Origin of the sequence: Leclercia sp. UBA5958, assembly GCF_002430365.1 — a bacterium.
Lineage (GTDB): Bacteria > Pseudomonadota > Gammaproteobacteria > Enterobacterales > Enterobacteriaceae > Enterobacter > Enterobacter pneumoniae.
In genome coordinates this window covers 56319-70028 of sequence record NZ_DJCE01000001.1, presented here as the reverse complement: position 1 = coordinate 70028, position 13710 = coordinate 56319, and the positions used below count along the sequence as shown (strand labels likewise).

The 13710-nt window shown below is 54.5% G+C and carries 14 protein-coding genes; 1 reads left to right on the top strand and 13 read right to left on the bottom strand.

Translation table 11 applies throughout. The features are described from left to right. Positions 1-25: 25 nt before the first annotated feature. Genes nagZ through hinT form a run of 5 tightly spaced genes read right to left on the bottom strand, consistent with a single transcriptional unit; the run spans position 26 to position 3264 of the window. Complete coding sequence (nagZ, locus tag B2Q93_RS00380; protein WP_040076136.1) at positions 26-1051, bottom strand: beta-N-acetylhexosaminidase; 1026 nt, start codon at positions 1049-1051, stop codon at positions 26-28. 11 nt (positions 1052-1062) lie between these two features. Continuing rightward, a complete protein-coding gene (gene thiK / locus B2Q93_RS00375; RefSeq protein WP_046885691.1) occupies positions 1063-1887 on the bottom strand; it encodes a thiamine kinase in 825 nt (274 codons plus the stop codon). Next, entirely contained in the window at positions 1868-2518 is a 651-nt protein-coding gene (gene lpoB, locus B2Q93_RS00370; RefSeq protein WP_040076139.1) for a penicillin-binding protein activator LpoB, read from the bottom strand. Before lpoB ends, thiK begins: the two co-directional genes overlap by 20 nt. Positions 2519-2528: 10 nt before the next feature. Next, positions 2529-2903, bottom strand: a complete 375-nt coding sequence (locus tag B2Q93_RS00365; RefSeq protein WP_046885692.1) for a YcfL family protein — start codon at positions 2901-2903, stop codon at positions 2529-2531. Positions 2904-2907: 4 nt separating this feature from the next. After that, entirely contained in the window at positions 2908-3264 is a 357-nt protein-coding gene (gene hinT, locus B2Q93_RS00360; protein WP_040076141.1) for a purine nucleoside phosphoramidase, read from the bottom strand. Positions 3265-3615: 351 nt separating this feature from the next. Between hinT and fhuE the strand changes: the two genes are divergently transcribed. Next, complete coding sequence (gene fhuE, locus B2Q93_RS00355) at positions 3616-5820, top strand: ferric-rhodotorulic acid/ferric-coprogen receptor FhuE (protein ID WP_046885693.1); 2205 nt, start codon at positions 3616-3618, stop codon at positions 5818-5820. A gap of 172 nt (positions 5821-5992) precedes the next feature. Here fhuE and ptsG read toward each other — a convergent pair whose 3' ends face one another. From ptsG to acpP, 8 genes are all read right to left on the bottom strand, one after another. Then, the gene (gene ptsG, locus B2Q93_RS00350) at positions 5993-7426 is read right to left on the bottom strand and encodes a PTS glucose transporter subunit IIBC (protein ID WP_040076144.1); all 1434 of its coding nucleotides are present in this window, start codon (positions 7424-7426) and stop codon (positions 5993-5995) included. Positions 7427-7723: 297 nt separating this feature from the next. Then, positions 7724-8518: a metal-dependent hydrolase gene (locus B2Q93_RS00345; protein WP_046885694.1), complete on the bottom strand. Its 795-nt coding sequence runs from the start codon at positions 8516-8518 to the stop codon at positions 7724-7726. 10 nt (positions 8519-8528) lie between these two features. After that, on the bottom strand, positions 8529-9533 hold the full coding sequence (gene holB, locus B2Q93_RS00340; RefSeq protein ID WP_046885695.1) for a DNA polymerase III subunit delta': 1005 nt from the start codon (positions 9531-9533) through the stop codon (positions 8529-8531). Then, complete coding sequence (gene tmk, locus B2Q93_RS00335) at positions 9530-10171, bottom strand: dTMP kinase (protein ID WP_046885696.1); 642 nt, start codon at positions 10169-10171, stop codon at positions 9530-9532. The genes holB and tmk overlap by 4 nt, the downstream gene beginning before the upstream one ends. Beyond that, entirely contained in the window at positions 10161-11183 is a 1023-nt protein-coding gene (yceG, locus tag B2Q93_RS00330; protein WP_046885697.1) for a cell division protein YceG, read from the bottom strand. Before yceG ends, tmk begins: the two co-directional genes overlap by 11 nt. Positions 11184-11185: 2 nt before the next feature. Then, on the bottom strand, positions 11186-11995 hold the full coding sequence (gene pabC / locus B2Q93_RS00325) for an aminodeoxychorismate lyase (protein ID WP_286931585.1): 810 nt from the start codon (positions 11993-11995) through the stop codon (positions 11186-11188). A gap of 122 nt (positions 11996-12117) precedes the next feature. Continuing rightward, positions 12118-13359, bottom strand: a complete 1242-nt coding sequence (gene fabF / locus B2Q93_RS00320; RefSeq protein WP_040076150.1) for a beta-ketoacyl-ACP synthase II — start codon at positions 13357-13359, stop codon at positions 12118-12120. Positions 13360-13451: 92 nt separating this feature from the next. Continuing rightward, positions 13452-13688: an acyl carrier protein gene (gene acpP / locus B2Q93_RS00315; RefSeq protein WP_003857954.1), complete on the bottom strand. Its 237-nt coding sequence runs from the start codon at positions 13686-13688 to the stop codon at positions 13452-13454. Between the last annotated feature and the right edge of the window lie 22 nt (positions 13689-13710).

The following is a 13710-nucleotide window of genomic DNA, read 5'->3' as shown; positions in this document are numbered from 1 at the left end:
CCACACTTCTCATAACAGGAAGGGATTATTGGCCCGCTTTGTGCGCCTGCCAGCGTTCATTCAGCGCCTCTAGCTGCGCGTTGACCGTCTTCCAGCGTGCTGAATCCATCAGTTCCTGACGGCTAAATGAACCTTTATGATACAATTGTGTAACACGGTCAGCTTTGATCGGCGACAGGTTATCAAGCACACTTACCGCGCCTTTACGATTATTGCAGACCAGGATCATATCGCAACCCGCGTCCAGCGACGCCTGACCGCGTTCAGCATAACTGCCCATAATTGCCGCCCCTTCCATCGACAGATCGTCTGAGAAGATCACGCCATTAAAACCCAGCTCTCCACGCAACACGGTTTTGAGCCAGTGCGGAGAACCGCTGGCCGGGCGCGGATCGACGTCACTGTAGATAACATGCGCAGGCATGATGGCATCCAGCTTGTTATCGGTAATCAACGAGCGGAACACGGCCATGTCCTTACTGCGAATCTCTGCTTCGGGACGTGGGTCGCGCGGCGTCTCTTTATGCGAATCCGCCGTTACCGCCCCGTGGCCCGGGAAGTGTTTACCGGTGGTTTTCATACCGGCATCGTGCATACCGTCAATAAAGCGGGTCGCCACCGCCAGCGCTTTTTGCGGGTCGGCGTGGTATGAGCGCTCACCGATGGCGGCGCTGATGTGCCCCACATCCAGAACCGGCGCGAAGCTGATATCGATATCCATGGCGATCATTTCGCTCGCCATTAACCAGCCAGCCTCTTGCGCAAGATTCCCACCCTCTTCCATACCCAGCAGCGCGGCAAAGGACTGTGCCGCCGGCAGGCGGGTAAAGCCCTCACGGAAACGCTGGACGCGCCCGCCTTCCTGATCCACCGCGACGACCAGGCGATGGCGGGAAGCGGCGCGGATTTGGCGCACCAATTCACGCAGCTGCGCCGGATCGTGATAATTTCGGGTAAAAAGGATCAGCCCCCCCACCAGCGGATGCGCCAGAATTTCACGCTCTTCCGCATCCAGTTCGTACCCTTCCACATCCAACATCACTGGACCCACAGTACCCTCTCTTATCCTTTTGTTTGTAACTGCTGCCAGATGTCATCGGCGAGCGTAATAAATTGTTTGTCTTGCGATTGTTGCCAGCGCAGCTCATACCAGCCAGCCATCAACATCAGCACCCAGGGACGCCAGCGTCTGACCTGACGGTGTAATTGCCGCGCTGGCAACCTGGCGAGATGAGCATATTCTGTCAGTAGCACCTGACGTTGCGTTTCATTTTCCGTCCACACGCTCGCCAGCTCCAGGGCGATATCCCCGTCGCCGCAATATTCCCAGTCAAGTAACCGCGGGCCGTTGGCCGTGTGCACAATATTACCTGCATGCACGTCCATATGCAGTGGCGCCAGTCGCAAGGGTGACGGCTCGCCCAGTTTGCGCAGACGCTTTAACTGTTGTAGCCATAACGGCGAACGACGCGAAGGCGAAGCTTGTAGCCAGTAGCGCTCAAGCAGCGGCATCAAAACGATCCGCCAGCCAAACGGCGGCTGTCGGTGAAGATGATACAGCATAGCCGCCAGCGCCCGGGTGGCCGGGAGGGCCTGTTTCACTTCGCCCGGAAGATACTCCACGGCCATCCAGCCAGGAGCAATAAAACGCGGCTGCGGCGCCAGCGTCTCAGGAAGGTGGCGTAACGCATGATAGTGACGGCGAAAATGAGCCGGTGAACCCAGCGCGGTATGATACTGACGAAGTACCAACCGGTGATTATCGTGCTCAATAATGGCGCTCGCGCCGCTCAATCCCGGGTGGGCCTGCGGCGCGAGGAGTCGATATTGCGAAAAATAGCGCGACAGCAACGTGTCGCGCGACAGGTTAGCGTTGCTGAACTGCACCTTTGCCCGACCAGATGATCTCGCCTGTCTGAACCAGCATCAGCTGCATTTGCAATGCAGGCGCGTTGACGTTGCCGGTAGCGCTGGAGTAGAGCACATACTGTGCGCCGACGTTACGGGCAATGCCAATGGCTTTACTGCGCGAACCCAGGCTGTCCTGCGGAGAGAGCCCAAGCTGCTGCTTGGCGACCGCCAGCTGCTGCGCGGAAACCAGGGTAAATTTACCGTTATTGGCCAGCGCATTGCGCAGGGTTTCCGTGGCTTCGCTTGCGTTCAGCGAACCGTTAGTACGGTTATTCACGCTATCCACCAGCAGCACGCTACCGGAGGTCACGCCCTGGGCCTGCAGCATTTTGTCCATCATCGGCTGCATGGCGCCGTTCCAGTCATAATGACGTTCGCGCGGCGTGGGCTGTGCAGTTTCGTCCGGATGCTCAATCGGGCCCGGCTGTGAAGGGACCGAAGGAACCGACGGCACAGTTGGCACCGGCTGCGTTGGCTGGGTAGGTTGCTGCGTACCCGGTTTCGCCTCGTCAACGGGCGCAGGCGGTTGCTCCGTACGGGTAATACAGCCGGAAAGGAAAAGTGCGAAAGCCGTGACCAGCGCGTAACGAGTCAGGTTCTTAATCAAGGTTCACCCCTTACAAATAGAGATACAGTCTGACCTTGTGCGCGCCCAGATAGTTGGCGCTGCCATACAGCGTAACCGACTTTTTAGCCGGAATGGTTACGCTACGCGGCGCCTCAAGCGGGTGCATTTCAAGGCCTCTGGCGTCATACCAGAAAAAACGGTAATGGACGGTAACAGGTACGTTTCTTTCATTAAATAGCGTTGAGGACGCAGACGGCTGGATTTCACTGATGGCCAGCGACGGTGCCTCTGCGGTGATCCCCGCCGCCAGCACGGAGGACTCCATAATCAACGTCTGGTCGTCGTTGACCGGGATAGCCGGACGCGAACTGCACCCCACCAGCACCAGTCCTACCATCAGCGCAGCAATACGCCCATTTAGCATGTCATCAACCTTTATGCGCCAGCATCGGCCCCAGCGGACGACCGCCCAGTAGATGCATATGAATATGATAGACTTCCTGGCCGCCATGGCGGTTGCAGTTCATGATTAAACGGTAGCCGTCTTCAGCAATGCCTTCCTGCGCGGCAATTTTTGCGGCTACTGTCAGCATACGGCCTAATGCCAGTTCATGCTCAGTTTTCACGTCATTAGCCGTCGGAATCAGAATATTAGGAATAATCAGGATGTGTGTAGGTGCCTGAGGCGAAATGTCGCGGAAAGCGGTCACCAGATCGTCCTGATAGAGGATGTCGGCCGGGATCTCGCGGCGAATAATTTTACTGAAAATAGTTTCTTCAGCCATGACGTTTTCCTTATTACTTTTTTAATCAGACGTCGTGCCCGGCAATCTCATCCTGCGGGCGCACTCTGCAGTGACACAGAATAAGAGTATGAGCGAGTTTCTCTAATCCTTTCAACCTTATCCCGTGAATTCTTTCCTTATTCCCCTCTTGCTGGTCGCAGAGTGACCAGCTACCCACCCCGACAGACTAAAACATAATTTTAATTCACCGGATTACATCTGTTTACACGATGAATCCTAATGCGTATATTTCGCATTTGCATTTTCATGCGCATTTTGAACATACAAATGATCCCAGACCGAATGCAGGACTGGGGCGCTTTTTACAACTCACTCAGAAAGGGTTTGATAATGTCTTTCATTCATCATACCAGGGACGGGCAACGTCAGCCTGCCGCAACCCCCTCGTTGCTGGCAGCCTGTATTGCGATGGCATTGATGCCGACCGTAAGTTTCGCTGCAACGTCGGAAGAGACGGTTGTTGTTGACGGTTCTACGTCAAACGACCAGCCTGACGAAGCGCAGGACTACAGCGTAAAAACCACCACTTCCGGCACCAAATTACTGCTTGTTCCACGCGATATTCCGCAGTCCGTCAGCGTAATTAGCCAGCAGCGTATGCAGGATCAGGAACTGAACACCATTGGGCAGGTGCTGGATAACACCACTGGGGTAAGCGCCTCCCGCATTGATACCAGCCGGACTAACTTCTACTCCCGTGGCTTCTTCATCAGCAACTTTGCTTATGAAGATATGCCTACTTTCCTTGATAACCGCTGGAACTTCGGCGACACCGCCGGCGATACCGCCATCTACGACAAAATTGAAGTGGTCCGCGGCGCGGCGGGCCTGATGAGTGGAACAGGCAATCCTTCAGCCTACGTCAACATGGTCCGTAAACATGCCGACAGCAAAGAGTTCAAAGGCTCAGCCTCTGCCACTTACGGCAGTTGGGATAAACAGCGCTATGTGCTGGATTTGCAGGCCCCGCTGACCGACTCCGGCAATGTTCGTGGCCGCGTCATTACCGGTTATGAAGACAGGGATTCTTTCGTTGAGCGTAACCACTACCGTAAGAAGTTCATCTATGGCGTAGTGGATGCGGACGTAACGGATTCGACCACACTCTCCCTCGGTTATGACTACCAGGAAAGCGAAGAAGACAGCCCAACCTGGGGCGGTTTCCCGTCGCTGTTTAGCGATGGCAGCAAGACCCATTTCCGTCGTGAATTTAATACAGCCGCTAACTGGACCTATTCGAATGTCGATTCAACCAAGGTCTTCGCAAACTTAACGCAGCGCTTTGATAACGGCTGGGAAGCGAAAATCAACGCCATGCATGCTGAAACCAATTTCGACAGCAAGCTGATGTACATTGATGGCTATCCGGACAGAACCACTGGCCTGTACGACGCGAGCAGCTTCCAGGGAGCCTGGGGCGGCTGGAATAAAGGCGAGCGTAAACAGGACTCGGTGGATGCCTTCGTTCGGGGTGGTTATGAATTGCTGGGTCGTCAGCATGAATTGATGTTAGGGGGAAGCTACAGTCGTCAACGTAATAACTACGACAACTCCTACCCGGTGAATGATAATTATGGCCTGATGGACGTGGGCAACATTTACGATTACAACGGTAACCTGGCCGATCCAACATGGTCTGGCTTCACGCTGTATCAGCGGGATGTGATCCGTCAGAAATCAGTATATGCCGCAACTCGCCTCTCTCTTGCCGACCCGCTGCACTTGATTCTGGGCGCGCGCTACACCGACTGGAGCGCCAAGTACAACCTGGAACGTAAACCAAATGAAGTGCGGTACACCGACTTCCACGATATCACCCCTTATGCGGGTCTGATTTACGATATCAACGATACCTGGTCGGCCTACGCAAGCTACACGTCTATCTTCCAGCCTTCCGGGCAGCGTGACATCAACAGCAACTTCATCGACCCCACCACGGGTAAGAGCTATGAAGCTGGCGTTAAAGGTGACTGGTTCAACACTCGCCTGACCGCAACGTTCGCTGTATTCCGTATCGAACAAGATAATGTGGCCGTGAATACTGGCACAACCATCCCTGGCTCCGGCGGACAATCTGCCTACAAATCTATCGACGGTACCGTCAGCAAAGGCGTTGAGTTTGAACTGAACGGTGCATTGACCGATAACTGGCAGCTCACCTTTGGTGCCAGCCGCTACATTGCTGAAGACGAAGACGGCAATGCGGTTAATCCGCAGCAGGCGCGCACCACCATGAAGCTGTTTACCCGTTATCAGTTGCCCATGTTGCCAGAGCTAACCGTCGGCGGCGGTGCGCGCTGGCAGAACAAAACCTGGTATGATTTCGAAACGCCAGGCCCTAACGGCACCAGCAAGATTACTCAGGATGGCTACACCGTTGTCGATCTCTTCTCACGTTATCAGGTCACTAAAGACTTTGCCGTACAGGCAAACCTGAACAACGTCTTCGACAAAGAGTATTACGACTATCTGGGAACCTACGGCGTTTATGGCGCACCACGAAACTTCTCGGTTAGCGCAAGCTACAGTTTCTGATTAGATGTAAAACATACAGGGAGCCAGCCGGCTCCCTTTTTTTATCTGTGTACTTTGCTCAGCCCTCGCCGGATATACCCATGTGACCGTGAGCAATGATGACCATCGGCCACCCGGTTGCGCCAATAAAAAAGGCAGCCATGCGGCTGCCTTAGTCTCCCCAGGTCACAACTTAGCTGTTGCGGATGTACTCATCCATTTCGGTTTTCAGGTTATCGGACTTCGTCCCGAAGATAGCCTGTACACCAGAACCTGCAACAACTACGCCCGCTGCGCCCAGTTTTTTCAGCCCCGGCTGGTCTACTTTCGCAACATCAGCAACGCTCACACGCAGACGAGTGATACATGCGTCCAGGTTAGTGATGTTTTCTTTACCGCCGAACGCTGCAACCAGGGCCGGAGCCATTTCGCTGGTCACGCCTGCTTTGCTGTCTTCTGTTGCATCTTCACGACCCGGTGTTTTCAGGTCCAGTGCTTTGATCAGCACGCGGAAGATGGTGTAGTAAGCAATCGCATAGCCCGCACCCACGATTGGGAACAGCCACAGTTTGCTGCTGTTACCCGACAGTACGATAAAGTCGATCAGGCCGTGCGAGAAGGAGGTACCGTCGCGCATACCCAGCAGGATACAGATAGGGAATGCCAGGCCAGCCAGTACTGCGTGAATGATGTACAGGATCGGCGCAACGAACATGAAGGAGAACTCGATCGGCTCGGTAATACCGGTCAGGAACGAGGTCAGCGCTGCGGAGATCATGATACCGCCCACTTTTGCACGGTTCTCTGGTTTAGCAGAGTGCCAGATAGCAATTGCCGCAGCCGGCAGGCCGTACATTTTGAACAGGAAGCCGCCAGAGAGTTTACCTGCAGTCGGGTCACCCGCCATGTAGCGTGGGATATCGCCGTGGAAGACCTGACCTGCCGCGTTGGTGAATTCACCAATCTGCATCTGGAATGGAACGTTCCAGATATGGTGCAGACCGAACGGTACCAGGCAGCGCTCAATGAAGCCGTAGATACCGAATGCCACTACCGGGTTCTGATACGCAGCCCACTGGGAGAAGGTCTGGATAGCGGAACCAATCGGTGGCCAGATGAAGGAGAGAATCACGCCAGTGAAGATCGCCGCCAGACCAGAGATGATTGGAACAAAACGCTTACCAGCGAAGAAGCCCAGATACTCAGGCAGCTTGATGCGATAGAAGCGATTGAACATATATGCCGCAATCGCACCCGAGATGATACCACCCAGAACACCGGTATCAGCCAGGTGTTTTGCCGCGATTTCTTCAGCAGGTAAATGCAGCACCAGAGGCGCAACGACCGCCATGGTCTTAACCATGATGCCGTAGGCAACGACCGCGGCCAGTGCGGATACACCATCGTTATTCGTGAAGCCGAGGGCAACACCGATTGCGAAGATCAGCGGCATGTTTGCAAAAACAGAACCACCTGCTTCAGCCATAACATGAGATACGACGGCTGGCAGCCAGCTGAAGTTAGCCGAACCGACGCCCAGCAGGATACCTGCGATAGGCAGTACGGATACTGGCAGCATCAGCGATTTACCGACCTTCTGCAGGTTAGCAAATGCATTCTTAAACATAATTGAGAGTGCTCCTGAGTATTTGTGCTTTTTTTACGCTTTCACGCATTGGCACGGGGGGAGAACCGCGCCGTGGACAGGACATCTAAGTGCCCTTTATTTATTACACAGAGTAAAATAAATCTCCGCGTCGTTGTTTGACGGTTATCACGTTTCAGCTTACGGCATCCTAAAAACTTGCAGTTTTTTACAAAATAGATGTCAAAGTGTTTCCAAAATCGTCTCTACCGCCCCTTTCAGGGCGGTGAACTTTACTCGCTTTAACTATTAATTACGAGCCTTAAAAAAAGAGGTTAATCAGGCAGATTGCAGGCGGGAGGGGTCGATATGAAACAGGCTGGCAAAGTTTTCAGTAGTAATGCGTGCCAGTTCTTGAACCTCGACGCCTTTCAACACGGCCATATAGTCGGCCACATCCCGTGCCATTGCGGGCTGATTCTCTTTACCGCGATGCGGTACCGGTGCCAGATAGGGAGAATCGGTCTCCACCAGCAAGCGATCGAGCGGTACATAACGCGCCGCATCGCGCAGCTGTTCAGCATTACGGAACGTCACAATCCCGGAAAACGAGATATAAAACCCCATATCCAGCAGCTTACCTGCTGTTTCTCTATCTTCTGTGAAACAGTGTAGTACGCCTCCGCAATCCGTCACCTTTTCTTCGCTAAGGATCGCCAGGGTGTCGGCACGTGCATCGCGGGTGTGAACAATCACTGGCTTGTTCAGCTCTCGCCCAATACGGATATGGTTGCGGAAGGACTCCTGCTGACGCGGTTTTGTTTCCGGCGTGTAAAAATAGTCCAGCCCGGTTTCGCCCATAGCGACCACGCCCTCTTCTGCCGCGAGCCGGCGCAGATCGTCCACATCGTAGGCTTCATCCTGGTTGAGCGGATGGACACCGCAGGAGAAGACGACGTTATCACGTACCCCCACCAGCTCGCGCATGCTGCGGTATCCTGGTAACGTGGTCGCGACCGCCAGGTAGAATTTAACGTCGCGTGCGGCGGCTTTCGCCAGCACATCATCGACGTCTTTATGGAGTGTTTGGTAATCAAGGCCATCGAGATGGCAGTGTGAGTCGACTAAAAACATAATGTCTCTCTCAGAGGTGGGTATCGGGCAAGACGGCACCCGGTTGCAGGTAATGCTCAATATTCAGTAACAGGTCTGTCAGCACAAGCTCGCGATTAAGCCCGGTGACGCTAATAAGCTGTTCACGACACTGGCAGACATCGTGTAGTACGGCGCGCAGCCAGGCGCCATTGTGACGCTGAGCCAGGAGGGTAATCAGTTGCCAGGCGTCGACATTGCTCACCTGTGTCGCCCCCTGCTGCATTTTTAACGCATCCAGCAGCAGAGTGGAGAACCACTGCAGTCGGCTTGTCACCTGGTCATGATTGAGGATAGCCAGCAGGCTCAGCCAATCCCGACTCTCGCTGGCGTTACCCACGGCCTGACAGAGCTGCTCACGGGGTGTCCAGAGGCCGGGCTGGAGTAATTCTAAAGCCGCGGCTGGCGCGCCGCCGCAAAGACGCAGCGCCGTTAATGCCGCGTCCTGTGACACCGTCACTTCTCGCTGGAGCCAGTTCATTGCCCAGGATTCCTGAGGAGCACCGAGATGATGTAAGCGGCAGCGGCTACGCAGCGTCGCCAGTAGCTTTCCGGGTTCCCGACACGAGAGCAGGAACCACGTGTTCTCCGGCGGCTCCTCCAGGGTTTTCAGCAAAGCATTGGCAGCCGCCTCGGTTAGCTGTGCGGCATCTTTCAACCACACCACCTTGGCGCCACCCAGCCGTGCGCGCTCGTAGAGCTTTTCGCTCACCGCGCGTACTGCATCAATGCCCAGGGTGCTTTTCCCCTTTTCAGGCTCAAGCGTGTAGTAATCCGGGTGGGTTTCGGCCTGCATCAACTGGCAGCTGCGACAGTGTCCGCAGCTTTTGGTACCCTGCGGCTGCTGACACATCATTAAGCGGCTTATCGCGTAGATAAGTGCATCATCACCCATACCGGGTAACGACTGAATAAGTAGCGCATGATGCCCCCGCCCCGACTGATAACCCTTCACCAGTTGTTCAAAATGCGGGCGCAACCATGGGTACCATTTCATGCCTGTACTTCCTTCAGCCAGTCACGCACGGTCTGGCGAATCGCCTGCTTCACTTCATCCAGCGATTGAGTCGCATCGACAGTGCGAATCGAGGGGTCCTGGGCGGCCAGTTCAAGGTAACGCGCGCGGGTACGATTAAAGAAATCCAGAGACTCCTGTTCGATCCGATCCAGCTCTCCACGCGCACGTGCGCGTCGGAGGCCCACTTCCGGCGTCACATCCAGATAGAGCGTGAGGTCCGGGCGGAAACTCCCCAGTACCGCATCACGCAGCGTCGCCAGCATCTGTTGATCGATTCCACGCCCTCCGCCCTGATAGGCCTGCGTAGAGAGATCATGACGATCGCCAATCACCCATTGCCCCTGAGCCAGTGCCGGCTTGATAACCGTTTCTACCAACTGTACGCGCGCCGCATAGAACATCATCACTTCAGCTTTGTCGTTAATCACTTCATCGCCGACGGATTTGATGTCCAGCACCAGGCTTCTCAGCTTTTCAGCCAACTGCGTGCCGCCCGGCTCACGGGTGAAGACCATCTCTTCTACGCCGCACTCCTTCAGGGTTTCAACGACCGTATCCCGTGCGGTGGTCTTTCCGGCGCCTTCCAGCCCTTCAATGACGATGTAATTACTGCGCATTTTTTTCCTTAAGTGCCTTCAGATAGTCCTGAACCGAACGGTTATGAGCGGCAAGATTAGTATTGAATGTGTGCCCACCCTTGCCATCAGCAACAAAATAGAGATAAGGCGTCTTAGCCGGGTGAGCGGCAGCATCCAGTGATGCCTGGCCCGGCGTGGCGATCGGTCCTGGCGGTAAGCCGCTAATGACGTAGGTATTATAATCGGTCGGGGTTTCCAGGTCTTTACGGCTTAGTTTCCCGTTATAATTTTTACCCATCCCGTAGATCACCGTGGGATCGGTCTGCAAACGCATGCCAATACGCAGACGGTTGATAAACACCGAAGCGACCTGATCCCGCTCGCTGGCCACCGCCGTCTCCTTCTCAATGATCGAGGCCATTGTGACAAACTGATTCTGATCTTTATAAGGCAGACCTTCTGCCCTGCCTTCCCAGGCTTTCTCTATCGCGCTCACCATTTTTTTGTGCGCGCGCTGCAGCATGGCAATATCGGTGGTTCCTGCGGTATACATCCAGGTATCGGGCCAGAACCAGCCCTCAATCCGCGCTGGATTGTCGAATTTAAGAGCTTGCGCGACGGTGGCGTAATCGTCGTCCTTCAGAGTGTGCTTGATATATGGCGCATCACGAAGCTGCGCAAGATAATCGCTCAACCGCATGCCTTCAACGAATCGCAGCGGGAACTGCGCCTCTTTTCCGCTTTCAAGCAGTTCCAGCATTTCGCGCACGCTCATCCCTGGCATCAGGCGGTACGTCCCGGCCTTAAAGTGAGAGAGGTCTGGCTCGATACGCAGCAGCCACTGGAAGACGCGTGGACGGTTAATCACCTTTTCACCGTAAAGCTGTTCGCCAAGCGCCAGACGCCCGGTTCCCGCTTTCAGGCTAAAAATGGTCTCTTCTTTGATCAGGATCTTGCTGTCCGCCAGCTGGCGCACTTTCCACATTCCCACGCCGGCCGCAATACCCAGCACGACGATGATGAGGAGAATAAAACGAAACATTTTCTTCATGATTATCTGGTTTGCTCACACAGTGGGGCTAAAAATTGGTACAACTCTCGCGATGACCAGTGGTGTTCGCCATACTGACGCACGGGCACCAGAGGCATCAGGGCATTACACACAATGACCTCCTCGGCCGCGCCCAGCGCCTCTTCCTGTGCACAGACTTCGACAACACGATAGTCGGAGTGTGCCAGTTGTTGCAGACAAAACTGGCGCATCAGGCCATTTACACCCGCCTGGTCAAGCCGCGGGGTAAACACCTCGCGCCCGCAGCGCCAGAACAAATTAGCGGCACAGCATTCCGTAATGATCCCTTCGCTGTCAAGAACCAGCGCCTCATCACAGTCCGTCTGTTCAAGATGCGTGCGAATTAAGACCTGCTCAAGGCGATTAAGATGCTTAATGCCTGCCAGCATCGGATTACGCCCTAAACGTACCGGACTTAATGCCAGGCGAATACCCTCATTGCGCCAGCGATCATAGTGGGCAGGAAAGGCGGAAACCGACAGGATACGGGTCGGTTGCAGGCAGTTTGCCGCACTGTAACCCCGCCCCCCGCCGCCGCGGGTAATGATCACCTTCAGCACGCCCCGGGTTATTCCCTGGGCATGTGTAGTCATTTCTGCTTCCAGCGCTGACCACTGCTCAAAAGGGATAAAGAGTTTTTCACAGGTACTGCGCAAACGCTGCAGGTGCGCTGTCAGTAAACAGACCTCTCCATCGGCGATCCGCGCCGTGGTGAAGCAACCATCGCCAAACTGCACTGCCCTGTCGTTTACGGGCAGACTGTCCTGAGGCAATCCATTGATTAAATACATGATGGCTCCTATATAGGGGAGATTAAGTCTGGCAGGACGGCGGGTCTTGAACAAGCAGATAAGGTTGAATAAAAAAAGGTCCGACAAGCGGACCTCTAAACAGGACTAGCGGAGAGTCAGTCTCAGACCTTTTTGAAGATCAGAGAACCGTTGGTTCCGCCGAAGCCGAAGGAGTTACACAGGGTGTACTCCATTCCGCTGACCTGACGCGCTTCGTGTGGAACGAAGTCCAGATCGCAACCTTCATCCGGGTTATCCAGGTTGATGGTTGGAGGGACAGCCTGATCGCGCAGCGCAAGAATGGAGTAGATAGATTCTACTGCACCCGCCGCACCCAACAGGTGGCCGGTCATGGACTTGGTCGAGCTCACCATTACGCGGCTGGCTGCTTCACCGAAGATAGACTTAACAGCCTGCGCTTCAGCTTTGTCACCCGCAGGGGTAGAGGTACCGTGCGCATTCACGTAGCCAATCTGTGCAGGGGTAATACCTGCATCACGAATCGCATTTTCCATCGCCAGCGCAGCACCTGCGCCGTTCTCTGGTGGTGATGTCATGTGGTAAGCATCGCTACTCATCCCAAAGCCAACGACTTCAGCATAAATTTTCGCGCCGCGTTTTTTCGCGTGTTCGTACTCTTCCAGTACGATCATGCCTGCCCCGTCGCCCAGCACAAAACCATCACGGTCTTTATCCCATGGACGGCTCGCTGCCTGAGGGTTGTCGTTGCGCGTAGAGAGCGCACGTGCTGCGCCGAAACCGCCTACGCCAAGAGGTGTACTGGCTTTTTCAGCCCCACCCGCAACCATGGCATCTGCATCGCCATACGCGATGATACGCGCGGCCTGGCCGATGTTATGCACGCCAGAGGTACAGGCGGTTGCGATAGAGATGCTTGGGCCACGCAGGCCATACATAATGGTCAGGTGACCTGCCACCATGTTAACAATCGTGGACGGAACGAAGAACGGGCTGATTTTACGCGGGCCACCATTCACTAAAGAGGTATGATTTTCCTCAATCAGACCAAGACCGCCGATTCCGGAGCCGATTGCAGCACCGATACGGGTTGCGTTCTCTTCCGTAATAACAAGGCCAGAATCCTGCATGGCCTGAACGCCAGCGACAATTCCATATTGAATGAAGGCATCCATCTTGCGCTGTTCTTTGCGCGAGATGATCTCTTCACAGTTAAAATCCTTTACTAAGCCAGCAAATTTCGTTGCGTAGGCGCTAGTATCGAAATGGTCGATTAGGCTGATGCCGCTCTGACCGGCAAGGAGAGCTTTCCAGGTGGACTCTACGGTATTGCCGACAGGAGACAACATGCCAAGTCCGGTCACAACTACACGACGCTTAGACACGTTTGTCCTCCAGGGAGGGATAAATAAAAGAGATTCGTGGGACGATAAAAGATAAAACTCAGGCGGTCGAATGACCGCCTGGAGATGTTCACTTACGCCTGGTGACCGTTGATGTAATCAATGGCAGCCTGAACGGTGGTGATTTTCTCAGCTTCTTCGTCCGGAATCTCAGTATCAAACTCTTCTTCCAGAGCCATTACCAGCTCAACGGTGTCAAGAGAATCTGCGCCCAGGTCTTCAACGAAGGAAGCGGAGTTCACAACTTCTTCCTGCTTAACGCCCAGCTGTTCGCCGATAATTTTCTTAACGCGTTCTTCGATAGTGCTCATACTCTTAAATTTCCTATCAAAA

What these genes read in the sequence shown, in the direction of transcription:
- B2Q93_RS00365 (WP_046885692.1), bottom strand. Translation starts at nt 2,903, where the DNA reads ATGCTAAATGGGCGTATTGCTGCGCTGATGGTAGGACTGGTGCTGGTG.
- hinT (WP_040076141.1), bottom strand. Translation starts at nt 3,264, where the DNA reads ATGGCTGAAGAAACTATTTTCAGTAAAATTATTCGCCGCGAGATCCCG.
- fhuE (WP_046885693.1), top strand. Translation starts at nt 3,616, where the DNA reads ATGTCTTTCATTCATCATACCAGGGACGGGCAACGTCAGCCTGCCGCA.
- ptsG (WP_040076144.1), bottom strand. Translation starts at nt 7,426, where the DNA reads ATGTTTAAGAATGCATTTGCTAACCTGCAGAAGGTCGGTAAATCGCTG.
- B2Q93_RS00345 (WP_046885694.1), bottom strand. Translation starts at nt 8,518, where the DNA reads ATGTTTTTAGTCGACTCACACTGCCATCTCGATGGCCTTGATTACCAA.
- holB (WP_046885695.1), bottom strand. Translation starts at nt 9,533, where the DNA reads ATGAAATGGTACCCATGGTTGCGCCCGCATTTTGAACAACTGGTGAAG.
- tmk (WP_046885696.1), bottom strand. Translation starts at nt 10,171, where the DNA reads ATGCGCAGTAATTACATCGTCATTGAAGGGCTGGAAGGCGCCGGAAAG.
- yceG (WP_046885697.1), bottom strand. Translation starts at nt 11,183, where the DNA reads ATGAAGAAAATGTTTCGTTTTATTCTCCTCATCATCGTCGTGCTGGGT.
- pabC (WP_286931585.1), bottom strand. Translation starts at nt 11,995, where the DNA reads ATGTATTTAATCAATGGATTGCCTCAGGACAGTCTGCCCGTAAACGAC.
- acpP (WP_003857954.1), bottom strand. Translation starts at nt 13,688, where the DNA reads ATGAGCACTATCGAAGAACGCGTTAAGAAAATTATCGGCGAACAGCTG.